24 protein-coding genes and 1 pseudogene are annotated in these 23,462 nt (G+C 62.5%); 14 read left to right on the forward strand and 11 right to left on the reverse strand.

From position 1 onward, the window contains the following. The first annotated feature begins 128 nt into the window (after nucleotides 1-128). Both V7S54_RS04880 and V7S54_RS04885 read left to right on the forward strand, forming a co-directional pair. Entirely contained in the window at nucleotides 129-1,211 is a 1,083-nt protein-coding gene (locus tag V7S54_RS04880; RefSeq protein WP_065377321.1) for a D-alanine--D-alanine ligase family protein, read from the forward strand. 117 nt (nucleotides 1,212-1,328) lie between these two features. Beyond that, a complete protein-coding gene (locus tag V7S54_RS04885) occupies nucleotides 1,329-1,874 on the forward strand; it encodes a BA14K family protein (protein ID WP_065377320.1) in 546 nt (181 codons plus the stop codon). 162 nt (nucleotides 1,875-2,036) lie between these two features. On the opposite strand, the gene V7S54_RS04890 is transcribed toward V7S54_RS04885, so the two are convergent. The 3 genes from V7S54_RS04890 to V7S54_RS04900 all read right to left on the reverse strand — a co-directional run bounded on the left by V7S54_RS04890 (nucleotide 2,037) and on the right by V7S54_RS04900 (nucleotide 3,499). Then, the gene (locus tag V7S54_RS04890) at nucleotides 2,037-2,168 is read right to left on the reverse strand and encodes a hypothetical protein (RefSeq protein WP_268753082.1); all 132 of its coding nucleotides are present in this window, start codon (nucleotides 2,166-2,168) and stop codon (nucleotides 2,037-2,039) included. A gap of 285 nt (nucleotides 2,169-2,453) precedes the next feature. Further along, on the reverse strand, nucleotides 2,454-2,621 hold the full coding sequence (locus tag V7S54_RS04895; RefSeq protein ID WP_176707630.1) for a hypothetical protein: 168 nt from the start codon (nucleotides 2,619-2,621) through the stop codon (nucleotides 2,454-2,456). Nucleotides 2,622-3,130: 509 nt separating this feature from the next. Further along, a complete protein-coding gene (locus V7S54_RS04900) occupies nucleotides 3,131-3,499 on the reverse strand; it encodes a tetratricopeptide repeat protein (RefSeq protein WP_065377319.1) in 369 nt (122 codons plus the stop codon). A gap of 527 nt (nucleotides 3,500-4,026) precedes the next feature. Here V7S54_RS04900 and V7S54_RS04905 point away from each other — a divergent pair. From V7S54_RS04905 to V7S54_RS04940, 8 genes and pseudogenes are all read left to right on the forward strand, one after another. Beyond that, complete coding sequence (locus tag V7S54_RS04905) at nucleotides 4,027-4,416, forward strand: hypothetical protein (RefSeq protein WP_141679600.1); 390 nt, start codon at nucleotides 4,027-4,029, stop codon at nucleotides 4,414-4,416. Next, nucleotides 4,301-5,095, forward strand: a pseudogene (locus V7S54_RS04910) (terminase large subunit domain-containing protein); the annotation flags it as partial. The gene V7S54_RS04905 and the pseudogene V7S54_RS04910, both read left to right, overlap by 116 nt. A gap of 185 nt (nucleotides 5,096-5,280) precedes the next feature. Beyond that, a complete protein-coding gene (locus V7S54_RS04915) occupies nucleotides 5,281-6,411 on the forward strand; it encodes a hypothetical protein (RefSeq protein WP_336408432.1) in 1,131 nt (376 codons plus the stop codon). Nucleotides 6,412-6,424: 13 nt separating this feature from the next. Next, nucleotides 6,425-6,904, forward strand: a complete 480-nt coding sequence (locus V7S54_RS04920; RefSeq protein WP_336408431.1) for a hypothetical protein — start codon at nucleotides 6,425-6,427, stop codon at nucleotides 6,902-6,904. 25 nt (nucleotides 6,905-6,929) lie between these two features. Beyond that, nucleotides 6,930-7,778 carry a hypothetical protein gene (locus V7S54_RS04925; protein ID WP_336408430.1) on the forward strand — a complete coding sequence of 283 codons (849 nt, stop codon included), beginning with the start codon at nucleotides 6,930-6,932 and terminating at the stop codon, nucleotides 7,776-7,778. Further along, nucleotides 7,775-7,978: a hypothetical protein gene (locus V7S54_RS04930; protein ID WP_058323330.1), complete on the forward strand. Its 204-nt coding sequence runs from the start codon at nucleotides 7,775-7,777 to the stop codon at nucleotides 7,976-7,978. The genes V7S54_RS04925 and V7S54_RS04930 overlap by 4 nt, the downstream gene beginning before the upstream one ends. A 120-nt stretch (nucleotides 7,979-8,098) precedes the next feature. Continuing rightward, nucleotides 8,099-8,356 (forward strand): hypothetical protein, encoded by a 258-nt coding sequence (locus tag V7S54_RS04935; protein WP_083203878.1) that lies wholly within the window; start codon nucleotides 8,099-8,101, stop codon nucleotides 8,354-8,356. Continuing rightward, nucleotides 8,343-8,717, forward strand: coding sequence for a DUF1515 family protein (locus V7S54_RS04940; protein WP_336556956.1), 375 nt, complete (start codon nucleotides 8,343-8,345; stop codon nucleotides 8,715-8,717). Before V7S54_RS04935 ends, V7S54_RS04940 begins: the two co-directional genes overlap by 14 nt. A gap of 444 nt (nucleotides 8,718-9,161) precedes the next feature. Here the strand turns inward: V7S54_RS04940 and V7S54_RS04945 are convergent, their stop codons facing one another. Beyond that, nucleotides 9,162-10,193, reverse strand: a complete 1,032-nt coding sequence (locus tag V7S54_RS04945; RefSeq protein ID WP_234793227.1) for a GlxA family transcriptional regulator — start codon at nucleotides 10,191-10,193, stop codon at nucleotides 9,162-9,164. A gap of 118 nt (nucleotides 10,194-10,311) precedes the next feature. Here V7S54_RS04945 and V7S54_RS04950 point away from each other — a divergent pair, with 118 nt between their 5' ends. Continuing rightward, nucleotides 10,312-11,328 (forward strand): alpha/beta fold hydrolase, encoded by a 1,017-nt coding sequence (locus V7S54_RS04950; protein ID WP_065377316.1) that lies wholly within the window; start codon nucleotides 10,312-10,314, stop codon nucleotides 11,326-11,328. 73 nt (nucleotides 11,329-11,401) lie between these two features. Next, on the forward strand, nucleotides 11,402-12,367 hold the full coding sequence (locus V7S54_RS04955) for an MBL fold metallo-hydrolase (RefSeq protein WP_065377315.1): 966 nt from the start codon (nucleotides 11,402-11,404) through the stop codon (nucleotides 12,365-12,367). Nucleotides 12,368-12,446: 79 nt separating this feature from the next. Here V7S54_RS04955 and V7S54_RS04960 read toward each other — a convergent pair whose 3' ends face one another. From V7S54_RS04960 to V7S54_RS04970, 3 genes are read right to left on the reverse strand one after another with little or no spacing between them, the layout of a single operon-like run. Then, complete coding sequence (locus V7S54_RS04960) at nucleotides 12,447-13,559, reverse strand: NADH:flavin oxidoreductase (RefSeq protein WP_065377314.1); 1,113 nt, start codon at nucleotides 13,557-13,559, stop codon at nucleotides 12,447-12,449. A 1-nt stretch (nucleotide 13,560) separates the two neighbouring features. Further along, nucleotides 13,561-13,953: a RidA family protein gene (locus tag V7S54_RS04965; protein WP_065377313.1), complete on the reverse strand. Its 393-nt coding sequence runs from the start codon at nucleotides 13,951-13,953 to the stop codon at nucleotides 13,561-13,563. Between the two features lie 41 nt (nucleotides 13,954-13,994). Continuing rightward, nucleotides 13,995-14,387, reverse strand: coding sequence for a RidA family protein (locus V7S54_RS04970; protein ID WP_065377334.1), 393 nt, complete (start codon nucleotides 14,385-14,387; stop codon nucleotides 13,995-13,997). A gap of 141 nt (nucleotides 14,388-14,528) precedes the next feature. On the opposite strand from V7S54_RS04970, the gene V7S54_RS04975 reads away from it, so the two are divergent. Then, nucleotides 14,529-15,437, forward strand: coding sequence for a LysR substrate-binding domain-containing protein (locus tag V7S54_RS04975; protein ID WP_065377312.1), 909 nt, complete (start codon nucleotides 14,529-14,531; stop codon nucleotides 15,435-15,437). 17 nt (nucleotides 15,438-15,454) lie between these two features. Here the strand turns inward: V7S54_RS04975 and V7S54_RS04980 are convergent, their stop codons facing one another. Then, complete coding sequence (locus V7S54_RS04980; RefSeq protein ID WP_065377311.1) at nucleotides 15,455-15,751, reverse strand: hypothetical protein; 297 nt, start codon at nucleotides 15,749-15,751, stop codon at nucleotides 15,455-15,457. A 436-nt stretch (nucleotides 15,752-16,187) separates the two neighbouring features. Between V7S54_RS04980 and V7S54_RS04985 the strand changes: the two genes are divergently transcribed. Continuing rightward, complete coding sequence (locus V7S54_RS04985; RefSeq protein ID WP_065377310.1) at nucleotides 16,188-17,963, forward strand: SLC13 family permease; 1,776 nt, start codon at nucleotides 16,188-16,190, stop codon at nucleotides 17,961-17,963. Nucleotides 17,964-18,044: 81 nt separating this feature from the next. Here V7S54_RS04985 and V7S54_RS04990 read toward each other — a convergent pair whose 3' ends face one another. The 3 genes from V7S54_RS04990 to aspT all read right to left on the reverse strand — a co-directional run bounded on the left by V7S54_RS04990 (nucleotide 18,045) and on the right by aspT (nucleotide 23,372). Then, nucleotides 18,045-19,724, reverse strand: coding sequence for an aspartate:alanine exchanger family transporter (locus V7S54_RS04990; protein WP_336408429.1), 1,680 nt, complete (start codon nucleotides 19,722-19,724; stop codon nucleotides 18,045-18,047). 246 nt (nucleotides 19,725-19,970) lie between these two features. Beyond that, entirely contained in the window at nucleotides 19,971-21,623 is a 1,653-nt protein-coding gene (locus tag V7S54_RS04995) for a bifunctional aspartate transaminase/aspartate 4-decarboxylase (RefSeq protein WP_065377309.1), read from the reverse strand. A gap of 60 nt (nucleotides 21,624-21,683) precedes the next feature. Further along, a complete protein-coding gene (aspT, locus tag V7S54_RS05000; RefSeq protein WP_234793226.1) occupies nucleotides 21,684-23,372 on the reverse strand; it encodes an aspartate-alanine antiporter in 1,689 nt (562 codons plus the stop codon). Nucleotides 23,373-23,462: the final 90 nt, after the last annotated feature.

The following is a 23,462-nucleotide window of genomic DNA, read 5'->3' on the forward strand; positions in this document are numbered from 1 at the left end:
AGCGGTGTTGCGGTCGATTGAGAAAATTTTCCTGTCGCAGCGATAGCACGTTTCCTTGACGTCTTGTTGCCATCTTCGACCGCTTCCTTGCGGATCAGCATTGGCCACGAATCTGAAGGAAAGACGTCATGACAGGGAAGTTGCGCATTGCCGTGTTGTTTGGTGGGCGTTCGGCGGAGCACGAGGTTTCGCTGATGTCAGCGCGCAACGTCGTCGCCGCGCTTGACAGAGCACGCTACGAGATCGTGCCGATCGGCATTGCCAAGGATGGGCGCTGGCTGTTGCTCGAGCTTGAAAACGGCGAGCTGCCCTGGGCTATTCCGGCGGCAGGAACGCAGGTGGCGCTGATCCCGGGCGGCAAGGGGCGGGCGGTCACCATTGCCGCCGACGGAACGCAAGGGCTGCTGCCGGCGGTCGACCTCATCTTTCCGGTGCTGCACGGGCCGTTCGGCGAGGACGGGACGGTGCAGGGTTATGCCGAGACGGCGGATGTCGCCTATGTCGGCTGCGGCGTTGCGGCTTCGGCAGCCGCCATGGACAAGGTGCTCGCCAAGCGCCTGCTTGCGGCCGAGGGGCTGCCGGTCGCCCGTGCCATCGCGCTGCATCAGGAGGATGCCTATTCCGGCGAAACCATCCTGGAAACACTGGGATTGCCGGTCTTCGTCAAGCCGGCACGGCAGGGTTCGTCCGTCGGCGTCAGCCGTGTCAATAGCCTCGACGGGCTTGCGGCTGCGCTGGAAGAGGCGTTTCACCACGACGACAAGGTGCTGATCGAAGAGTTCGTGCACGCCCGCGAGATCGAGTGCTCGGTGCTGGAAGACGCCAAGGGCAGGCTCACCGTGTCACGGCCCGGCGAGATCATCCCCGCCGAAAGCCACGGTTTCTACAGCTACGACGCCAAATATGTCGATGCCGGCGGCGCGATCGTGAAGGCGCCGGCGGACCTTGCCGAGGAGGTGGGCGCGCAGGCGCGGGAGATGGCCGAGCGGGCCTTCCGGGCGCTGGCCTGCGCCGGCATGGCGCGCGTCGATTTCTTCCTGCGGCCGGATGGAAGCCTGGTCATCAACGAGATCAACACCATTCCCGGCTTCACCAATATCAGCATGTATGCCAAGGCGCTTGCGGCAGACGGAATCTCCTATGGCGCGGCCGTGGAAACGCTGATTGCGCACGCGATCACGCTGCGCGGGAAGGGGGCCGCGCGCGCGTGAAACATTGGCCGCGAATGCTGCCTTTGGGTTGCATTGCATATTAGATTTATCGCATTCATTGTGGGTTCACGTCGTTCCGCGAAACTGGCGCCTGTTTGCAAACGGACAGGTGATGAGATGAAGAAGATTGCCATCGTCATAATGGCGGCGGTTACGGCTCTTTCGGGCATCACGCCGGCGAATGCCGTGCCGGCGGTTGCCATCGAGCGGGCGCAGAAGAGCGACGTCGAGCTGGTGCAGCACCGGGAATGGAACGGCGGCCACTATCGCCGGCGTCCGCCGGGCTGGCATGGCGGCTATCGCCCGCGCCCCGGTTGGGACGGCGGCTACCGCCCGCGGCCAGGCTGGCATGGCGGCTATCGTCGGCGCCCGGGCTGGGACGGCGGCTACCGCTATGGACACTATAACGGCTACCGCGGCTATCGCTACGAGCGCTACGGCTATCGCCGCCACAATGACGGCTGGTGGTATCCGCTGGCAGCCTTCGGCACCGGCGTCATCATCGGCGGCGCGATTGCCGCTCCGCCGCGCCGGGTGGATGCCGGGGTGAACCCGCAGCACGTGGACTGGTGCTTTGCGCGTTACCGCTCCTACCGCGCCTACGACAATAGCTTTCAGCCCTATGGCGGCCCGCGCCAGCAGTGCTATTCGCCCTATTTCTGAGCAAGGCGCGTTCGAAAAAAAAGGCCCGTCGGTCGTCATGATCGGCGGGCTATTCTGTTTGTGAAACCGCTGTTGGCTTTGCGGGTCGTGAAGCGGGCAGACGCGAACGACCGGCCGAGAGGAGGCGCGAGCGGATGGGCCGACGTCTGGAAAACCGATGATCTAGAATTTCAACCGGGCGTCGTCATGTTCGGGACGCCGGTGCGCATCCTTGCGGCGGAAGCCGTAGGCGAGCGCGAGCCCCAGGATGGCGGAGCCGACGACGATGGCGGCGAGTGCGAAGAAATTCTCCATGGTATTTTCCTCCCGAGGGGAAGCTTAACACAGAATGCGCGCAAACAAATGGCGTGGCACCGAGATTGCGCGTCATGGTTACTCAACGCGCTAAGGCGCCGGAGGTTCAATCAACAGGCGCCGAAGCGAGGCGAACGGCACCGGCAGGCTCCGTGCATGCTTCTTTCCGTCATGCGCGGCCTGGGCAGGCAGCCTGCGGTCGGCGCCGCTCGTCGTGGGCCGTTCAGTTTTGATTTGTCGCATGTCGTTTTCGCAAAACCGCTACGCACTTTTGCGCGACATGCGTTAGTAGCCGGAGCTTCCGCCGCCCTGGCTCATGCCTTGGCCGCCTTGCAGGCCCTGGTTTCCCTGGCTTGGGGCAGGGGCGGTGCTGCGGCTGGCCTGGTCGGTGGTGCAGCCGGCAAGCGCGGCAAGCGCCGCGATAACAGCGACAATCAGATATCGTGAGATCATGGAATCCTCCCGTCGTCGTAGGAACGGCCTTCGACCGCCTCACCATCGAACCGGACATGGCACGCTTGGCCCTGTCCAGTGGTCCCTCCTCGCGGGGACACCGGCAGCGTGGCGTTGCCGGTCGCAACTATATCACCAAACGACGGGAGCGGCGGCTGAGATGGCAGGTGGGCGTGAGGCGAGCGACGTTGACGGCTCGCGAAAAAAAACGAACAAAACGGAAACAAATTTAGGCAAAGGGCTTGCCAGGCGGCCGGAACCGGGCTAAGGATATTACAGGCTGGCCGTTTCTTCATTGAAGCGGCCTTTTCGATTCCGGGGTCAGCTTAACGCGAGCGGCCTGCAGCGCCGCGCGTCTTGTCAGCCGCGCAAAGGTCGCGGCAGCACTTTGATTTTCTGCATGCCTTTGTCCTTAAATCGAGGTCGACTTAAAGGGACATGCAGGTGCGCAATGGCCGCCTGACCGTTGCGGATCGTTACGGTGCTTCGGGAAGGCCGGTTGGCGCTTGCTATGCTTCCTGTTTGGCGATCTTGCCGGAAACGGCGCGGGCGGGCTCAAGGCGCGGGCGCGGTTGCCCAATGTTGCGAAGCCAGCGGGAGGCCTCTTTCGGATCGCGCTCGACGCCGAGCCCCCTTTGATAGATGGTGACGAGACGGGCCTGCGCGGCGGGATGACCCTGGCGGGCGGCCTGCCGGTTCCAGTGAAGCGAGGCAGCGTAGTGTTCCTCGCCGCCGTCGTTGAAATAGATTTCGGCCAGTTTTGCCTGGGCGTCGACGTTCCCCGAAGTGGCCAGTTCAAGCAACCTGGGCGAGATATTCGTTGCGGAGGGCCGCGGGGTGAAAATGGTCTTCAACTTACTGAACGCGTTGCGGATCATCTGACACCTGTTGCATCCATCGCATGGTTCCCGCAGCGGGCCCGCTAGGCTGACAAATTACTCAAAAACTTGAACTACTTTGGCTTTTCCCTGGCTACTGCCTGTGAACCAGGGCACTTGCGACGCATTCCGCCAAGAGGACCCGAAGCGGGGCAACCCGGCGGGCCGTATTGATGACCGGATACAACCTGAAGTCAAGGTTGCAAGCGTGACATCCGGCGTGACAGCTGCAATTTTCTGTGATCGGCTGTCACGCTTGGCGCACATTGCGCTGTCCGCGGCGATGGCGCTTGACGATTGGCAGGTGCGCCTACAGCGCCGCGCGTCTTATCAGACGCGCAAAGGTCGCTGTAGCACTTTGAATTGCTGCATGTTTTTGTCCTTTAATCGGGTACGATTAAAGGAAACATGCAGTAGCCATTCGAGCAAAGACGAGGTGACGGACCGAAGTCGGGGCCGAGTGCCTTTTCTGTCAAAGCTGCGGCTGCCAACAGGTGCAGCGGCTGAGCCTGCCCGGAGTAATTTCCATGACAACCAGACCCGCCAAGGACCCGAAGACCGGGCGCTTTCTGCCGCGTGCCGGTGGGAACGGGCCAAGCATCCGGCCGCGCGCCCGCAAGGCGGTGCGCAGCAAACTCGGCGAACTCTTTCTCGAGGACATGCTTTCGGCCTGGGAGGCCCGAGGTGCGGCAGCGATCCATGCGCTGATCGAGAAGAACCCGCATGATTTCCTGAAGGCCGTGGCGGCGCTGATGCCGAAGGACGTGACCATCAATGCCAACCAGATCGGCGAGATGACGGATGAACAACTCCTCGACCGGATCCGCAAGCTCGACCAGACCATCCGACCTTTCCTTGCTGCTCAAGGAGCGGATGGAGCTGGCGATGGAGATCGGGCGGCGGCAGAACACGAATAGGCTGCGCTACTACCAGCCCTATGCGAAGCAGACGGCGTTTCACGCGGCCGGCGCCACATTCCGCGAGCGGCTGTTCATGGCCGGCAACCAGCTCGGCAAGACGCTGGCCGGTGCTGCGGAAGCGGCGATGCATCTGACAGGCGAGTATCCCTCTTGGTGGGCGGGCCGACGGTTCGAGCGGCCGATCACGATGATCGGCGGCTCGGAATCGCACGAGCTGACACGCGATGGCGTGCAGCGGCTGCTCGTCGGCCCGCCGATGAGCGAGGAGGATTGGGGCACCGGCTATCTGCCGAAATCGGCGCTTGCCGGCTGGACGCGCCGATCAAGTGCTTCCGGCGCGCTCGACAGTGTGACGGTACGTCATGCTTCGGGCGGCACCTCGACCTTGCTTCTCAAAGCCTATGAGCAGGGCCGGGCGAAATGGCAGGCCAACACGGTGGACTATGTCTGGTTCGACGAGGAGCCGCCGGAGGATGTCTATTTCGAGGGCATCACCCGCACCAATGCGACAGGGGGCTCGGTTGCCGTGACCTTTACGCCGCTGAAAGGCATGAGCTCGGTCGTCAGCCGCTATCTGCTGGAACCCTCCGAGGACCGGACCGTGGTGACCATGACGATCGACGATGCCGAACATTATTCGCCGGAAGAGCGCGCGAAGATCGTCGCGAGCTACCCTACAATACTCTGATCGACGACCTTACGGCCGACGCCAACGCACCGCGCCCGCTGACCGCGGGCGGCACGGGCGCAACGAGCGCAAGTGGCGCCAGGACGGCTCTGGGCCTTGAGATCGGCACCAATGTCCAGGCGCAGGACGCGGGCCTGCAATCGATCGCCGGATTGACGACGGCGACCAACCAGATGCTCTATACGACGGGGACGGACCTCTATGCGACGACCGCGTTGACGCCGCTTGCACGAAACCTCCTCGATGACGTCGATGCGGCAACGATGAGGACGACGATCGGTGCGGACAATGCTAGCAACCTGACGAGTGGCACCGTCGCGGATGCGCGCCTGCCGACGACGATGACGGCAAAAGCCTTCTCAGGAGCCATTACCGGAACCAGTATTCAGCTCTCTGGAAGTTACGTCACCTCCGGCCAAGAGATCGTTTTTAACAACAATTCCAATAAGCATATTTGGTTCAGAAATGCTGCTGGGACAAACAGAGCCCTGCTTTACAATGATATGGCTGATAATTCCTTGAGGCTCAACCTCTACAACGCCTCTGGAGCGTTCGTCAGGACGATGTCCTTCAGGGAAAGCGACGGACTGTTGAAGGTTGAGGGGCCAATCGACAATGGGGCAAACAGCCTCGTCACTGGCGACATCACCGCCAGCCGTGGCAATGGCACTGGCGTCATTTTCTTGGGCGGCGGCACCAGATACCTCCACTACGATGGCGCCAAATACAACCTTCCGTCCGCCGGCCTCGCCATCGGCGGCAACCTAACCATCGCCGGGGGTGGCGTCTATCAGGGTGACGGCAACGTCTACATGCCGTGGGCGAGCGATTATCTTTCGAACGTCCTCAACAGCAAGATCACCACTAATGGCCGCGCTTATCCGCGCCTCATGGGCGGTGGCGATTTCAACGTCAACTGGAGCGGGCAGGCCGGCCAACCGTCATGGCTCATCGGCGGCAACGACGGCGTCAATTTCTATGTCTACAACCCGTCGAATTTCAGCGTGAATTGGGCGAATAGCGCCGGCAACGCCGACACCGTTGATGGCTATCACGCCATCGATTTGAGTCAGATTTACAAGGGCACCAACCAAGACGAAACGAACTATCCGATCGGTTCGTATCTCTTGGTCTATAATGGTGGGATCGTGGCTCGAAACGTGTCGGTCGGGGTTTGGCTCAACTCGACCTCATCGTTTACGTTGTTTGCTAGTGGAGCGCAGCTCTCTGGCACTTGGCGCGTGAGAGGATGCCTCACCTACAGTGGGTCGAATAACATTCTTTTGGTTCAGCGCGTCGCATAGGAAGGATACGGGCATGTTTGAAATTATATCTATCAGCCGCGTTGTTCACGCTGATCCTGTCGACCTGATGCACGTAGATTGCGCGGTGATGATCAACGGTATCGAGGAAACGATCGCTGCACATGCCTATCGCGAGAACGACATCAACGGGCTTAACCCATTGATAAAAGCTTGGCTGGAGGACAACCCCGATTTCCACATCGCCCCTTATGTTCCCGTCGATCCGACACCGGAGGAAACTCGGTCCGTTATGCCGGATCTTTCAGCCCGGCAGCTTCGTTTAGGGCTTCTTGCTGGCGAAATTCCACCTTCGCAGGTTTCTGCGACCATGGCGGCTATGCCTGCGGGCCCTGACAAGGAGAAGGCACAAATCGAGTGGGAATATGCCACCACCTTCAAGAGAACACACCCGTTGATCGCAACCGTCGGCGCCGCGCTCAATCTCTCTGATGTCCAGATTGACGCCATGTGGTCCGCGGCGGTCAGTCTTTAGCCACTCTCCAACAATCAGGTGACCCATGAACAGAGCAGCGTTTTACGCGGCCCTGCGTCGCAGCACGTCCGGTGTATTCGGAAAATCGCTTTGTACAAAGCAGGTCGAGTGTATCGAGGCTATTCTCGGCGAGGCCCAGCGCAGGGACACAAATCTCTTCCATCTCGCAGCAATCTTCGCCGCGGCATACCACGAAACCGGCGGCTCCATGCGGCCGGTTGAAGAAAATCTCAATTACTCCGCGAAGCGGCTCACCCAGGTGTGGCCCGCTCGATTCCCGACACTTGCGAGTGCCGAACCCTACGCTGGCAAGCCGCAAAAGCTTGCGAACCGGGTCTATGGCGGGCGGCTCGGGAATCTGGAGGCGAATGATGGGTGGCGCTATCGCGGGCGCGGTTTGGCCCAGATAACCGGCAAGGCGAATTACGCGAAGTTCGGCATCGCGGAAGCACCTGAACAGGCGAGCGAGATGGCGACCGCAGTGCGCATCCTGTTCGACGGCATGACGGAGGGGCTTTTTACCGGGAAACGGCTTTCCGACTTCGACACGGACGAGAGCCTTTCCGGGGCGGCAACCGGCTATCGTTATGCGGCATCCCGCGCGATCATCAATGGTGATATCAGGCAAAATGGTCCGAAGATCGAGGCTTATGGCCGGGCGTTCGAGGCGGCATTACGGGAAGCCGGATATGGCCGGGGTGGCCAGCAAAAAACAGGGGCGGCAGAGTCGGGCGTCGTCGTGGTGCTTCGGCCCGGAAAGTCGGGATCGGAGGCAAAAGGCGAGGGCGTCAGCGCTTCGGCCCTGTCTCTTGGCAACATCTTCGAACGCCTTGTCACCGTGATTGTCTCAATTTTCGCGAGGTGGGCGAAATGAGCGCCGTGATGATCCGCATCGTGTTGCGCTATGGCGCCGGCTTGCTTGTTGCGAAGGGCTTGCTGGCGCCCGAAACCGGTCCCGCGATCGCCGATGATCCGGACATCCAGATGCTGTTGGAGGTTGGCGTCGGCCTAGCTGCCGGCGTCCTCTCCGAAACCTGGTACGTGCTCGCGCGCCGCCTTGGCTGGGCCAGATGATGCTGGCCGGGCCGAAGTTGTTGGTCGGCGGCTTGTTACTCGCCGGCGTCGTCTGGCTCGTTCACGAAATCCGGGCCGACGGTGCCCGTTCCATCGCCAATGCTATCGAAAGGCAGAACAATGACGCTCAGAGCCGCGCTCGCGAAAAGCGCCTTGATTACGATTCCTGCCTTGATGCAGGCGGGTTGTGGAACTTCGCAACCGGCCAGTGTTCCAGGTCTGCGGGGCGTCGTCGGAACTGATCTCGTCGGCGCGCGCGGCGCGACTGCTGCCGATCAACGCCGAATTGATCGCACGGCCGTCGGCCTCTGCGCGGCGGAAATCTGGACACGGGCGGAATGCGCCAGACATGGGGAGCGCACCGATGTCGGCAGTTGAAATCGATGTTGCCGTTCACCGCCAGCTCGGCGAATTGGTCGCGGGCATGCGCGGCTTGCAAGAATCCATCCGCCGGATCGAGGAGGGCAGCCGCCGTGCCGAGGACAAGTACGCCGCCATTCATGGCAGTGTGCATCTACGCATGGAGCAGCTGGTCGATCGCGTGGGTGAGATCGAGGCGTCTGTCTCGGCGATTGGTGCGGACGTCGCGGAGATGAAGCCGGTGACCGACGACGTCAAGCGCTGGAAGCTGATGGGGATCGGCGCATTGGGCGTCACCGGCATCGCGGCGATGGCGCTGGGCGTCAGCTTCGCCGAGGCGATCCGCCGCGTCGTCTTTATCATCATTGGCAAGGGCTGACGGGGCCGTCGGAGATCGGAGGCGCCGCGAAGGCCTGAGGTGGGGCGACGAGATTTGCCGGTCGCGTTCCGAGACAGGTCAGATCTGGATTGACCGATCTTCCAAGGAAAATCGTTCCAAACCTCTATATTCAATGCACGCCGCGCGCCGCAACGGGCGCGCGGCGTTTTTTGCGTTTTCTATCCGTTCGGGGCCACCAAGACGGCGTTGCCGTCGCCGATGAGTTGTCCTCCACGGGGGAGCGCCAGGTGGAGGGAACCGACCAGGAGATGCGCTGTGGGCTGTCACTTTGGTCGGGTCTTGAGCGGATGCAGCTTGCTGGCTCAATCAATGGAGCGCCCGACAGCGCCGCGCGTCTTATCAGACGCGCAAAGGTCGCTGTAGCACTTTGATTTTCTGCATGTCTCCTTAAATCGAGGTCGATTTAAGGAGACATGCAGTAGGTCACAAAGCCGGCACCGCATTCGGCGCTCCTGCTGCCATTCGCCGGGCACCATCCGATACCGAGAAGCGGAGGCGATATTCCTTTGGCGAGAGACCGAGGATCTTGCGGAAGATCTTGCGGTAGGCGTTGGTGTCGTCATAGCCGCTCTGCCAGGCGATCTGCTCGATCGAGAGATGCGAACGCTCCAGGAGGTCGCGTGACTTGGCAATCCGCAGCCGCTGGCAATATTCGGTCGGGTTGAAGCCGGTCGCCTTCTGGAAACGGCGCAGGAACGTGCGGTCTCCGAGCCCCGCGCGCTCCGCCACCATCTGCAGCGTCACGCCCTTGGTGCTGGTGCCATGCAGCCAGTGCTGGATCTTGAGGATGACGTTGTCGCCGTGGTCGAGCTTCGGTGCAAAGACGCTGTAGTAGCTCTGCTCACGGGCGCCGGGATCGATGATCATGTACCGTGCCGTCGCCAGCATGACGTCGGTTCCGAGGAACCGGTCGACGAGTTTCAGCCCGAGATCGATCCAGGCCATCATACCGCCGGCGGTGATGATGTCGCCCTCGTCGATCAGCAGCCTGTCGGTGTCGACGCGGATGTTGCCGTAGCGGTTGGCGATCAGGTCCTGGTGCGACCAGTGCGTGGTGATCGTACGGCCAGCAGCGAGGCCGGATTCTGCGAGCAGATAGGCGCCGCCGCAGACGGAACAGATGGTGGTGCCGCGTTGATGTTGCTCGCGCACGAAGGCGGGCAGGGCGCCGATGCGATCACCGACCGGCAGATCGGCGAGCGTCGGCGGCAGGATCAGCGCCACCAGGCCCGATGAGGGACCCTCGTGGGTGTCGCGCGATTTTGACACCGAGCCGTCTTCCTGCAGCTTCCAGTGGCTGATGCGGATCTGCGGAGCGTCCCTCCCGCTCTGCTCGACCGATTGCATGCTCGCCACCTGGAACATGTCGGTCAGCCCGTGGATCGCCGACATCAGCGCACGCGGATAGACGACGATGCCGATCTCCGCCGGTTCGCTTTCCGCTCGTTTTGTCACTTCTGCCCCCATCGTTGTCAGCTTTGCCGGTCGAGAGGTTAGGCCCGCCGATTTATCAATTCAACCATCGCTTCCACGGGATGGAAGCCGGGCAACAGAGATCGAAAAGGTGAGGACAATGACACAGGCAAAAGCAGTTTCCGCAAGCGTTTCCAACGGCCTTTCTCGCCGCACGGTTCTTTCAGCCGCCTTTGGTGCGGCGACGACCGCAGCCGCGGTCAACGCAATGAACATTCCGGCCAAGGCCGCATCCACAACCGCATCAACCGCCGGCGCGTCCGGCACCGAGGGAGCAAATACTATGGGCAGCCGCATCACCACCCGCGATGGTGTCGAGATCTATTACAAGGACTGGGGTCCAAAGGATGGCCCGGTCGTCGTGCTCAGCCACGGCTGGCCGCTGTCGTCGGACAGCTGGGAAGCGCAGGCCTTCCATCTCGCCAACAATGGCTTCCGCGTCATCACCCATGACCGCCGTGGCCACGGCCGCTCGTCGCAGCCCTGGCACGGCAACGACATGGATCACTATGCCGACGACCTGGCCGACCTCATCAATGCGCTCGATCTGAAGGCCATCTTCCTTGCCGGCTTCTCCACCGGCGGCGGCGAGATCAGCCGCTATATCGGCCGCCACGGCACGGGCCGGATCGCCAAGGCCGGGTTGATCTCGGCAGTGCCGCCGCTGATGGTCAAGACCGACAACAATCCCGGCGGCCTGCCGAAGGAGGTGTTCGACGGGCTGCAGGCGGCAAGCCTCAAGGATCGCTCGAAGCTCTACCGCGATATCGCCTCGGGTCCGTTCTTCGGCTTCAACCGCCCGGGTGCGGTTGCTTCCCAAGGCATGATCGACAGCTTCTGGCTGCAGGGTATGATGGGCGGCCACAAGAACACCTACGACTCGATCGTCGCCTTCTCGCAGACCGACTTTACCGAGGACCTGAAGAGGTTCGATGTGCCGACCCTGATCATCCATGGCGACGACGACCAGATCGTGCCGATCGATGCCGCCGCACGGGCCTCGAAGAGGCTTGTCCCGCATGCCGAACTCAAGGTCTATGCCGGCGCGCCGCACGGCATCACCGACACGCACAAGGACCAGCTCAACGCCGATCTGCTCGCCTTTGCCAAGGCCTGATGCTTGCTCGCCGGTGGCGCCCAAGGGGCGCACCGGCGCCTTTCCTCAGATGTTTCAGCCAAGGACTAAAGCCATGACCTCTTCCCGCAATTCCACCGACGCATCCGGTCCCGACCGTCGTGAATTCCTTGCCGGTTCCAGCGCGATTGCTGCTTCCGCCCTCCTGCCGAAAGGTGCCTACGCCGCTGACGTCCATCGTTTTCAGCACGGCAGTTTCGATATTTCCGTCGTCAGCGACGGCTTCATCATGCTGCCGGTGAGCATCGTGCTGCCGGATGCGACGGCGGAGGAGCGGCCGGACATCATGCGCCGCCTCGGCGGCACGCCCGAACACGCGCCGTTTCACACCAATATCCCCGTCATCCGCAACGGCGGTGATCTGATCGTGGTCGACGACGGCTCGGGCAACCACTTCCAGGAAAGCGCCGGCAAGCTCCGCGCCAATCTGCTGGCCGCTGGCATCGATCCGGGCCTGGTGACGAAGGTGGTACTGACCCACGCCCATCCCGATCATGCGGGGGGCACCCTTGGCGCCGACGGCAAATTGACCTTTCCGAACGCGCAGTATTTCGTATCGGAGGCGGAATGGCAGTTCTGGACCGATCCGAACTTCGAGAAGGTGATGCCGCAGGCGTTGCATGGCTTTGCCAAGGGCGCGCAGCGCGATCTTTTCGCGGTGCAGGATCGTCTGACCCTGGTCAAGCCCGGCGACGAAATCGTCAGCGGCATGCAGGTGCTCGACACCCGTGGCCATACGCCCGGCCACATCTCGCTTCAGCTTGCCGGTGGCGACGGGGCGGGACATGACGGCCTGGTGCTCACGGGCGATGCGGTGACCAGCAATGTCGTCTTCTTCGAACATCCCGACTGGCATTTCGGCTTCGACACGGATGCGGAACTGGCCTTGAAGAACCGCAAGGCTCTGATCGACAGGGCGGCATCGGAGCGGCTGGCGTTGCTTGGCTATCACTGGGCCTATCCGGGGATCGGGCGCGCCGAGCGGAACGGCTCAGCCTATCGTTTCGTCGCGGCGTTGTAACCGCGGCGAGCAGTCCTCAACGAACGCGCGCGACGTAGCCGACGGGCGCCTTCTCAAGCGCCCGTCGGTCCCTTCTTTCTCAGAGCGCGAGTTCGCTGTCCTTGATGTCGCTGATCGGTGCGAGGAACGGCAGTTCGAACGGGCGCAAATCGCGGTGTTTGGTTGTCAGCTGCGGCCAGTCGGGATTGACGAGCGCGCCGCGGCCAAGCGCGATCATGTCGGCCCCGGCTGCCATCACCTCCTCGGCGCGCGCAAGATCGTGCAGGCTGCCATTGGCGATGAGGAACAGGCGTGGCGAATGACGGCGGGCAAGCGCCACCAGCGAGGCGTCGCCGCCCTCGAAGGCCGGCTGCCAGGCTTCGAACTCGGTCACGTGAACGAAATCGGCCGGACTTTCGGCCAGCGCCTCGAACACGCGCGCTGCACCCGGTTCGCGCTCCACCCATTTGTGCCTGAAGTCGTTGACCTTGCCCTGGGAGAGGCGCAGTCCGAGCGGGACGCTGGGGCCGATCTCGGTGCGCACCGCCTTCAGCACCTCGAGCGACAGACCGAGCCGCTGCACGATATCGCCGCCCCAGCGATCTGTCCGCCGGTTTGAGAAGTCGGTGAAGAATTGATCGAGCAGGTAGCCGTTGGCGCCGTGGATCTCGATGCCGTCGAAGCCGGCGACCCCGATTGCCAGGCGAGCGGCATTGGCGAAGCCCTCGATCGCTTCGGCGATCTCGACCTCGCTGATCTCGCGCGGCAAAGCATAGGGCCCGTCGCCATGGTATCCGGTCATCTGGTTGCCCTTCGGGCGTATGGCGGAGGGTCCTACCGTATCCGGGCGGTGGGAATTGCCTTGTGCCAATGCGCCGCCATGCATGAGCTGCGCGAAGATGCCTCCGCCTTCGGCATGGACCGCGTCGACGATCTTTTGCCAGCCAGCCGCCTGTTCCCCGTCGGTCAGGCCGGGCTGGTCCCTATAGGTATGGGAATAGGCCTTGTCGGTGTAGATGCCTTCGGTCGTGATCAGGCTGAAGCCGCCTCGGGCGAAGCGTTGGTAGTAGCGTCGCATGCGTTCGCCTGGAACGCCTGCGGCCGAAGCGCTGATGCGGGTCATCGGCGCGACCGACAGGCGGTTGCTGAAATCGAGCCCCTTGAGGGTGATGCCAGTGAAAATGGGAGATGGGAGGATCTGTGGCGCGTTCATGTCAGTGGTCTCCGTCAAGCGCGATCGCTTCGATCTCGATCAGCGCATCCGGTGAATAGAGAGAAGAAACCTCGATCATGCTTTCGGCCGGGTAGGGTGCCGAAAGCCACTTGCGGCGAAGCTCGACCATCTTTCCCGCGTTCTCGATGGAACGCAGGAAGATCGTGGTCTTGACGACCCTGTCGAGCCTGGAGCCCGCGGCCTTCAAGGCGCGGTCGAGATTGTGAAAAGCCTGGTCGGCCTGGCGGTCGAAGTCGCCAATGCCGACGAGTTCGCCGTCGGCACCGATTGCCGCCTGGCCAGAGACGAAGACGAAGCCATGGGCCCTGATTGCCTGGGAGAGCAGGAACGGCACGTAGGGATCCGGCGCGGTGACGACCTGTTCACGATGCATGGAATGTCCTTTCGATACCGGAACGATTTCCGGCGCTCATCTCAACGGCCCGCATCGAGCGCGATTGCTTCGATCTCGATCAGCGCGTCAGGCGAATAGAGCGAGGAGACCTCGATGATGCTGTCGGCGGGGTAGGGTGCCGAAAACCACTTGCGACGGAGTTCGATGATCTTGCCGAAATTCTCCATGGAGCGCAGGAAGATCGTAACCTTGACGATCTTGTCGAGCCCGGATCCGGCGGCCTTGAGTGCCCGGTCGAGGTTGCGGAAAGCCTGCTCGGCCTGGCGGTCGAAGTCGCCGATGCCGACGAGTTCGCCATCGTCGCCGATCGCCGCCTGGCCTGAGACGAAGACGAAGCCGTTGGCCTTGATCGCCTGGGAAAGCAGGAAGGGCGCGTAGGGATCCGGCTTGGTGATGACCTGTTCGAGAGACATGATTTGTCCTTTCATGCTTGAGTTTTTCTCAGCTTGGCGCTGTTGCCTTGCCTGTTGAACTCAATATGCTGGGGAGATAGCAGGCTGACAAAGAGTGATTTCTCAGCTAATAGATGAGTTCAATTCATCCATAGGGATACGATGAGAAAGCTGCCGCCGCTCGGCGCCTTGCGGGTCTTCGAAGCGGCCGCCCGCCGGCTGAGCTTCAAGCATGCGGCGGAAGAGCTGAACGTTTCGGCGACCGCCGTCAGCCACCAGATCCGGCAACTGGAGGAGATGCTGGAGGTCAAGCTCTTCGAGCGCGAGACGCGACAGGTGCATCTGACGGCTGCCGGCAAGGCGCTGTTTCCGGTGCTGCGCGATGGTCTCGATCGCTTCGAGCAGGCGATTGCCGACGTGCGCCGCCAGCAGGGGAGCAAGGTGGCGCGGCTGACCTCGACGGTCGCCTTCGTCGCCAAGCGCCTGGCGCCGCTCGCCGGCTCGTTTCGCGAGGCCTATCCGGACTGGACGCTGCGGCTCGACGCTTCCAACCGGACGATCGATCTGGAGGCGGACGCGGACGCCGCAATCCGTCTCGGCGGCGGACACTACCCGGGCCTCATAACCGAGCCGCTGTTTGCCGATCGTTTTGCCCCGGTCTGTGCGCCGCGACTGGTGCCGGCAAGTGCTGCGGATCTCAAACGCTCAACGCTCATTCATTTCGATTGGGGTGCGGCTCGGCGAGACGAGCCGCGTGCGCCGGTTTGGCGGCAATGGCTGGAGCGGGCTGGCATCGCAGATGTCGATGCGAATGCGGGCCTGTCGTTTACCGATGAAATCCATGCAGTTCAGGCCGCCGTAGCCGGGCAGGGCATCGGCCTTTTGAGCCTGACGCTCGTCGCCGAGGAACTCGCCTCGGGCATTCTCGTCCAGCCTTTTCCTGTGACGCTCGAAAGCGACCGCTACGATCTCGTCTATAGCCCACGGATGGCAGATCGACCGGCGACGCAGTTGTTGCGCGATTGGGTGATCGCACAATTTGGCAGCGGCGACTGTCGCTCCCTGCCGTAGTCGCCCCACGAAATGCGTCAGTCGAAATCGAAAATATCATCTGGCTGCCAGCGCCGGCTGGTCAGGCGCAACGACCGGTCCGGCTCGATGATATAGGTTTCGTAGACCTTGCGGCCGTACTGGTCGATGAACTGATGCGGCACGATGCTGCCGATAGGCGACTTCGTGAGCTTAGTGCGCGGCTGGCCGCCATAGGTGATGCTGCCGGGAATCGGTTCGAGGTTCGATGAATAGCCGTAATAGCTTGAGCCGCCGCTTGCGGTACAGCCGCTGAGGAGCAGAACGACGGAGAGGGCGGCAAGGGCGTTTTTCATGTCGGCGATCCTCGGTTACGGGTGCGCTTGGTAGGGGAGGCGCAGTCAGGTTCCTCGCCTTCAAATGGACTACGGAACGCGCTGCAACACTTTGATCTATTGTACAATTTCCTGATGTAAATCCAAGAGCGGGCATCATTTTGCAATCCTGTGGCAATCCAGACGGCAGAGCCGTCGGCGGAATGCCGGGCAAGCGGCTGTCCATGCGTCGGTGACCAAAGTTGCGTCATTCTTTGAGAAACGTGGCGTCGCGCTCGCGAGTTTCAGTGAGCCTGCCTGCCGTCGGTCACCAATTCGTGTTCGTACCCAGATTTGTCGCTTGGCCGAATTCCGATTGGGAAAAAGATGCGCTACTCCTGCGAACGTTCCGGCGGATCGTGCGTTTTGCTTTTTCGGCTCCTCGTCTTTCCGTCCCCTCGATTTGACCGGATATTGCATGACCGCCGAACAGTCTCTCGCGTTTATCGTCATCGGCGCCATGATGGTTTTCTTCATCTGGGGGCGGTTTCGATATGACGTGATCGCCTGCTCGGCGCTGATGCTGGCGGTGGCCGTCGGCATCGTGCCCTATGATCATGCCTTCGATGGTTTCAGCGACGATATCGTCATCATCGTCGGCAGCGCGCTGATTGTCAGCGCCGGCGTGGCGCGCTCAGGCGTGGTGGATGCGGCGATCCAGCGGTTCCTGCCCAACATCTCATCCGTCCGGGCCCAGCTTGCGCTGCTGGTTATTACCGTCACGGTGCTTTCCGCCTTCATCAAGAATATCGGGGCGCTGGCGATCATGCTGCCGGTCGCCTTCCAGTTTGCCCGGCGGTCGAATGTCCAGCCTTCGGTCTTCCTGATGCCGATGGCCTTCGGCTCGCTGATCGGAGGGCTGATGACGCAGGTCGGCACCTCGCCGAATATCGTCGTGTCGCGTGTTCGCCAGGAACTGACCGGCGAGAGTTTTACGATGTTCGACTTCACGCCCGTCGGTGCGACGCTGGCGCTGGTCGGCTGTATCTTCCTGCTCTTTGCCTACAAGCTCGTGCCGCAACGCTCGAGCCAGCAGGTCTCGGTTCATTCGGCGATCGAGATCACCGATTATACGTCCGAGGCCGTCGTCCCTGCCGGCTCTCCCGCGATCGGCAAGTCGCTCAGCGCTCTGGTCAAGCTCGGCGATGGCGGTGCCGTCGTCATTGCCATTTTCCGCCGCGGCCTGCATCTGGCGCCGCTGCCCGACATCACGCTTGAAGCCGATGACATCCTGCTGCTTGAAGGCGGGCCGGGGGCGCTCGATCGTATTGTCTCGCAGGCCAAGCTGAAGATCGCCGGCGACCGCTCGCCGGGTAGCCGCGAGAAGGCAGGGTCCGAAATCGAGGCGGTGGAGGCGGTCGTCGGCAGCGGTTCGCCACTTGAAGGCATGTCGGCGCAGCGCTTGGCGCTGTTCAACACCCACAACATCAACCTGCTCGCCGTCAGCCGCCAGGGCGAACGGCTGAAGCAGCGGCTCGGCAGCATTCGTCTGAGAGCCGGCGACGTCATTGTGTTGCAAGGCGCGCGGCGCGAATTGACGTCCTTTCTGCAGGACTTCGGCTGCCTGCCGCTGGCCCAGCGCGAGATCCTGCTCGGCACCACGCGCAAAGCGCCGTTGCCGCTTCTGGTCCTGGCCGCCGCCATGGGCTCGACGGCAGTCGGCCTCGTGCCGGTGCCGATCGCCTTTTTCGCAGCGGCCCTTGCCATGGTCATCTTCCGCATCATCCCGCTGCGCGACGTCTATCGTTCGATCGACGGGCCGATCCTCGTGATGCTGGCGGCACTGATCCCGGTCAGTGATTCCCTGCGCACGACCGGGGGGACGGAAGTCATTGCCGGGTGGCTCGGTACGGTTGCCGCCGGCTTGCCGCCGGAAGGCGCGTTGACCATCATCCTGCTTGCGGCAATGGCGGTCACACCGTTCCTCAACAACGCCGCGACCGTATTGGTCATGGCGCCGATCGCCGCGAGCTTTGCCGGCGCGCTCGGCTACAGACCGGAAGCCTTCCTGATGGCGACCGCCATCGGCGCCGGCTGCGATTTCCTGACGCCGATCGGCCACCAGTGCAACACGCTGGTCATGGGGCCGGGCGGCTACCGGTTCAGCGACTATCCGCGCCTCGGCCTGCCGCTCTCGCTCATGATCGTCATCGTCAGCATACCGACGCTGATGGTGGTCTGGCCGCTGCGTTAGTTTCCTGACCTAGCGTCAGGCCGCTTCGCGCATGACACAGGAAACGGCCGGCACGGCACGCTGGCGTCGGCGGTTTGGACGCTACCCGAGAACCGTGACCAGCACCGCGCCCCAGAGCGCCAAGAGCACATTGCCAATGGCGTAGCCAAGGCCGTAGCCGAGGGTTGGCACCTGGCTGCCGGCAGCCTCCTGCACCGCGGCGAGCGCCGGTGCCGAGGTTCCGGCGCCGCAGCTGGTGCCGGCGAGCACGCCTTCGTTCATGCGGAAGACCCAACGGCCAAGCGCAAGCGCTGCGAGGTGCGAAATCAGGCAGATCAGCAGACTGGCGATCACGAGCGCCGGACCGGACTGAACGAGGCCCGCCACGAAACTCGGGCCAGCCGAGATGCCGACGCAGGCGATGAAGGCGCAGAGCCCGACGCTGTCGAAGAACCAGAGGGTCGCCTCCGGCACGAAGCCAAAGGTGCGCCGGACCGAGCGCAGCCAGCCGGCGACGAGACCCGCGATCAGCACGCCGACCGCAACGCCGAGGCCGATTTCAAGCGCTCCGAGTTTCAGCGCGGGGATGCCGATGAGGCCGCCGAGGAAGATGAAGACGCCGACATAGACCATGTCGGTCGCCGTCGTCTTGCGATCCGCATAGCCGAGCCGGGCAGCAACATCCTCGACATGGCGCCTGGCACCGGCGATCGACATCACGTCACCCCGGCGGACCGTCAGCCCGGGGAAGATCGGGATCGGCTGGCCGGCGCGCAGGATACCGCGCAGGAAGACCGAGCGCGCCTCCGGCTGCTGCTTGAGCTGCCACAGGCGTTTGCCGGCGACGTCCTTGTTGGTCACCACCACGTCGAGAATTTCGACCGGAATGTCGAGAAGCTCACGGTCGTCGATCTCGGTGCCGATCCGGCTTGCATATTCCACCAGGAAACCGCGAAGCCCAGCGACAGCAATGATGTCCCCGGCCTGCAGTCGTTCTTTCGCGGCGGGGGAGATGATCTCATTGCCCCTGCGGATCTGCTCGATATAGGCCTTCTGATGTTCGGGGACTCTGGCTTCCGCTTCCGCGACGGTCAGGCCGACCAACGTGTCGGCGATCTCGAAGGCGCGTGCTTCGATCTCGCGGCGGGCGGTGTCGCCGCTGTTCTCAGGGGCGATGTTGAGTTCGGCTTCGAGCTCGGCGCAGGCTTCCTTCAGGCTGCGGCCGAACATGCGCGGTGCGAGCTGCGACTGGACGAGGATCGCGGTGACGACGCCGACGAGATAGGCGACCGCAAAGCCGGTGGCCACGGCGGATTCGAATTGGGTGATGGCTTCGGGTGTTGGCGCCGTCTTGCGGAAGGTGTCGATGGCGACGCCGACGGTTGCCGATTCCGTTGCCCCGCCCGCAAGGACGCCTGCGGCCGTGCCGAGATCGAAACCGAACAGGATCGAAAGAAGGATCGCCGCCGCGAGCGCCACGACGCAGAGCGTCACGGTGACGGCAATCTGGGGCAGGGCATCGGCATTGAGGCTCTGGAAGAATTGCGGGCCGGTGCGGTAGCCGATGGCGAAGAGGAACAGCAGGAAGAACGCCTGCTTCACGTCGTTCGACAACACGGCGCCCGTCTGGCCGATCAGCACACCGGCCAGCAGGCAGCCGGTAACGGCGCCAATGGTCACGCCGAAGATGGTGATCTTGCCGACGGCGTAGCCGATGCCGAGCGCGAGGAACAGGGCGAGCTCCGGATGCGCTCTGAGGATGCCGAACAGGTGATCGATCACGCCACTTTACTCCCAACTCCATGCCGAAGGGGCGCCTTCAGCCCGATGATGCGCTGCTCACTTGCCGGCAGGACCCTGCCGGAAAATCCGGGGTGGCTGGGTAACAGGGCGTCTGCTCACGCCCTACTGCATGTTCCCTTCAATCGTCGCCGATTGAAGGAGCTACAGCGACCTTTGCGCGTCTAACTGGAGGCGCGGCGCTGCATGGAGGCGGCGGCCGGCGGGTTTGCCGGCCGCCTTGCTCGGCTAGCTGATCTTCAGGCCCTTGGCCGCCTGGTAGGTCTGCACATAGCCACGCGCCACGGAGCGCACGGCCCGGCCGATCTGCGAATAGGCGTCGTCATTGAGGTTGGCGAAGGAAACGCGCGCCGACCAGCTTGGCGCGTCGAAGCCGGAGCCGTTCAAGAGAACGATGCCGTGGTCCTCGGCCAGTCGGAAGGGAATGTCGAGCGGATGGATGTTGTCCTTCACCCATTCGACGACATCCTGCCCGACATATTTGCGCAGCCAGAACTCGAAATCGATGATGCCGTAATAGTGGTCGAAATAGATGCCCGGGTTGGACTCGACGCCCATGCCGTTTACGAGGTTCCAGAACCGCTTCGTGCAGATGGCGATGCAGGCCTTCTGGTAGGCCTTCTCGACATCCATCATCTCGACCACGCTGAAGAGCGTCATCATCACTTGTTGGGGAAGCGACAGGCCGGCGGTGTGGTTCAGCGCCACGTCGCGGCTGTCGGCGACGATGCGGTCGATGAACTTCACCTCGCGCGGCTTCGGCGTCATTGCCTTGTAGCGCTTTTCCAGAAGCTTCTGGATCGGCTCGGGATGCGCCTTGATCCTCTCGTCGAAGATATTGTCCTGGGCAACGGCCACCACGCCGAGGCGCCAGCCGGTGCAGCCGAAATACTTCGAATAGGAATAGACGCCGATGGTGTTGCGCGGCAGATGGCCGAGCAATGACTGGAACCCCGGGACGAAGGTGCCGTAGACGTCATCGGTAAGGATAATCAGATCGGGACGCTTGTTGTTTACGAGATCAACAAGGCGCTTGATCGAATCCGGATCCATCGCGACGGCGGACGGGTTGCCGGGGTTGACCAGGAACAGCGCCTTCACCTCGGGGTTTTCCAGCGCCTTGATGTCATCGTCGGTGAACTGGAAGCGGTCTTCCTGCTCGGCGCTGACATTGATGGTCTTCAGCGTGTAGTCCTCGAGCTGCGGCATCTCGAGATAGGGCGTGAAGATCGGCGTTCCGAGCGCGATCGTGTCGCCGGCGTTGAGGATGCGGGCGTTCTTCAAGGCCTTGAAGATGTAGCACATGGCGGCGGTGCCGCCTTCGACCGGGTAGAGGTCGAATTTCACGCTTGGCCGGTGGCCGGCGCACATCGCCCACATCAGATATTCGTGGGTGATGATCTCGTTGTGATGCAGCGCCCGATCGGGGACCGGATAGTTGTCGCCGATGATCGAGTCTGTCAGTTCGTGCACGAATCCATCAGGGTCGAAGCCGAAGGTGTTGATGGCATAGGTGACGGCGTCACCGAGGGTCTTGGCGGCCGGGATACCTTCGTCTTCCTCGTCCGCGTTTTCCGTGCTTTGAAGCTGTTTCTTAATCCACTTTTGGAACCGCGCATGCGCGCCGTCCTGGGGCGGCATGCCGGCGACGCCCGCCTTCGGATCGTAGTAGGCGCGTTTCGCCTCCGTCAGGGCGAACTGGCCGAGCAGGAAGAAGGCTTCGCGGGCCCGCGTTGCCGTCCAGTTCGGGTTGCCGCGGCCGGCATTGAGGAAGGCCTTGGCGGATTTTTGCGAGCTCGTCTTGGCGAGCTTGATCAGTTCGTCCTTGATCTCGAATGGGCTGAGATCGGAAATGCTGTCGTAGAATTTGCGGTCCAACATGATCCACACTCCCTGTGATCTATGAACTTGGAACAATGGTCTCGGTTCTGCCTGCCCGCCTCAGGCAAGCATGATGACGATGACGAGGCCGAAGATGGTGAGCAGCGTGTTGCCGATGGCGTAGGGCATGCCGTAGCCAAGCGCCGGCACCTTGCTCTTGGCCGCCTCCTGGATCATGCCGAGCGCCGCGGTCGTGGTCCTGACGCCGGCGCAGGCGCCAAACAGGATCGCCGGGTGGAACTTGAAGACATAGTGGCCGATGAGCACCGAGGCGATCATCGGGATGGAGGTTGCAACGACTCCCCAGATGAACAGCGAAATGCCGACTTCCTGGAGGCCTGCGACGAAGCCCGGGCCGGCGCCGATGCCGACCACGGCGATGAAGATGTTGAGGCCGAGCGTGTTCAACAGCCACAGCGCCGGCGACGGGATGCGGCCGAAGGCGGGGTAGGTGGTGCGCAGCCAGCCGAGCACGAGACCGGCAAGCAACGCGCCGCCTGACGTGGAAAGCCCGATCGGAATACCGCCGATCGTTATCGTCAGCGCCCCGATCATCGCGCCGATGAAAAGACCCCAGCCGAGGAAGGCGATGTCGGTGGTTTCGACCGGGCGATCGGCAAAGCCGAGAGCCTTGATCGCCGCTTCGACATGCCTCCTGGCGCCGCCGATGGTGACGATGTCGCCACGCTCGACGGTCGTGCCGGGAAGGACCGGGATCTCGACCAGCGAGCGCACGATCTTGCGGGCATAAACGCCGCGCGCCCAATCCATCGTGCTGACTTCGGCGAGTGTCTTTCCGGCCAGCGCCTTGCTGGTCACATAGACGTCGACGACTTCAGCCTCCGCGTTCAGCAGTTCCTTGTCCTCGACCTCCGTCAGCTTGCTGTCGAGGTTTTCGACCAGCAGGGCGCGCCTGCCGGAGAAGGCGACGACGTCGCCCGGCTGCAGCACGGTGTTGCCATCCGCTTCAATGATCTGATCGCCTCTTCGCAGGCGTTCGACGAAGACGCGAATGCCGGGAAGCAGGGCCTTGACCGGCGTTCCGGTTAGCCCGCTTGCTTCGTCGATCCGATAGGCCCGAAGACCGAAATCATGATAGGCGCGGGTGATGCCGGGTTCGCTGCTCTCGGTGCCGCCGCCGAGCTTGGCCTCATACTCCTTGCAGGCCGCCGGAAGATCGATGCCGAGAAGTTTTGGGCCAAGCTGGGCGAGAATGATGGCCGAGCCGATCGTGCCCCAGATGTAGGTGACCGCATAGGCAATCGGAATCTGGTCGGCAAAGGTCTTGGCCTGCTCCGGCGTCAGCCCGAGCGAATTGATCTGGTCGGTGGCAACGCCGATCGCAGCCGAGATCGTCTGCGAGCCGGCATACATGCCGGCGCCGTAGCCAAGCGGCAGCCCGGCGATCAGCGCGCAGAGATAGGGAACGATCAGGCACAGCACCAGGACAGACAGCGCAAAGGCAATCTGTTTCGGCCCATCGGTGCTCAAGCCGCGCACGAATTGCGGGCCGACACCGTAGCCGACGGCGAACAGGAAGATCAGGAACAAGGTGGACTTCAGATCACCGGAAACCTGGATGCCCAGCTGCCCGATGAGAACACCTGCCAGCAGCGTGGCGGTGACATTTCCGAGATTGAACCCCGCGACCTTGATGGGCCCGATCAGGAAGCCGATGCCGAGGGCGAGGAAGACGGCGACGGGCGGGTATGTCCGAAGCGTGTCGACGAAGAAGTCAATTGGATTCACAGCCGTCCCCTTCAAAAAGCTGAGTTGCCATCCTTCGGATATTTACGCGTCTAAGTTGAGCCTTCTTCCGTGGTTTATCGATGCCCAATC

Source organism: Ensifer sp. CCNWLY38 (assembly GCF_037120565.1).
GTDB lineage: Bacteria > Pseudomonadota > Alphaproteobacteria > Rhizobiales > Rhizobiaceae > Ensifer > Ensifer adhaerens_H.

Coding starts and splice junctions, on each gene's coding strand:
- V7S54_RS04880 (WP_065377321.1), top strand. CDS start 129: ATGACAGGGAAGTTGCGCATTGCCGTGTTGTTTGGTGGGCGTTCGGCG.
- V7S54_RS04885 (WP_065377320.1), top strand. CDS start 1,329: ATGAAGAAGATTGCCATCGTCATAATGGCGGCGGTTACGGCTCTTTCG.
- V7S54_RS04890 (WP_268753082.1), bottom strand. CDS start 2,168: ATGGAGAATTTCTTCGCACTCGCCGCCATCGTCGTCGGCTCCGCCATC.
- V7S54_RS04895 (WP_176707630.1), bottom strand. CDS start 2,621: ATGATCTCACGATATCTGATTGTCGCTGTTATCGCGGCGCTTGCCGCG.
- V7S54_RS04900 (WP_065377319.1), bottom strand. CDS start 3,499: ATGATCCGCAACGCGTTCAGTAAGTTGAAGACCATTTTCACCCCGCGG.
- V7S54_RS04905 (WP_141679600.1), top strand. CDS start 4,027: ATGACAACCAGACCCGCCAAGGACCCGAAGACCGGGCGCTTTCTGCCG.
- V7S54_RS04915 (WP_336408432.1), top strand. CDS start 5,281: ATGCTCTATACGACGGGGACGGACCTCTATGCGACGACCGCGTTGACG.
- V7S54_RS04920 (WP_336408431.1), top strand. CDS start 6,425: ATGTTTGAAATTATATCTATCAGCCGCGTTGTTCACGCTGATCCTGTC.
- V7S54_RS04925 (WP_336408430.1), top strand. CDS start 6,930: ATGAACAGAGCAGCGTTTTACGCGGCCCTGCGTCGCAGCACGTCCGGT.
- V7S54_RS04930 (WP_058323330.1), top strand. CDS start 7,775: ATGAGCGCCGTGATGATCCGCATCGTGTTGCGCTATGGCGCCGGCTTG.
- V7S54_RS04935 (WP_083203878.1), top strand. CDS start 8,099: ATGACGCTCAGAGCCGCGCTCGCGAAAAGCGCCTTGATTACGATTCCT.
- V7S54_RS04940 (WP_336556956.1), top strand. CDS start 8,343: ATGTCGGCAGTTGAAATCGATGTTGCCGTTCACCGCCAGCTCGGCGAA.
- V7S54_RS04950 (WP_065377316.1), top strand. CDS start 10,312: ATGACACAGGCAAAAGCAGTTTCCGCAAGCGTTTCCAACGGCCTTTCT.
- V7S54_RS04955 (WP_065377315.1), top strand. CDS start 11,402: ATGACCTCTTCCCGCAATTCCACCGACGCATCCGGTCCCGACCGTCGT.
- V7S54_RS04960 (WP_065377314.1), bottom strand. CDS start 13,559: ATGAACGCGCCACAGATCCTCCCATCTCCCATTTTCACTGGCATCACC.
- V7S54_RS04965 (WP_065377313.1), bottom strand. CDS start 13,953: ATGCATCGTGAACAGGTCGTCACCGCGCCGGATCCCTACGTGCCGTTC.
- V7S54_RS04970 (WP_065377334.1), bottom strand. CDS start 14,387: ATGTCTCTCGAACAGGTCATCACCAAGCCGGATCCCTACGCGCCCTTC.
- V7S54_RS04975 (WP_065377312.1), top strand. CDS start 14,529: ATGAGAAAGCTGCCGCCGCTCGGCGCCTTGCGGGTCTTCGAAGCGGCC.
- V7S54_RS04980 (WP_065377311.1), bottom strand. CDS start 15,751: ATGAAAAACGCCCTTGCCGCCCTCTCCGTCGTTCTGCTCCTCAGCGGC.
- V7S54_RS04985 (WP_065377310.1), top strand. CDS start 16,188: ATGACCGCCGAACAGTCTCTCGCGTTTATCGTCATCGGCGCCATGATG.
- V7S54_RS04995 (WP_065377309.1), bottom strand. CDS start 21,623: ATGTTGGACCGCAAATTCTACGACAGCATTTCCGATCTCAGCCCATTC.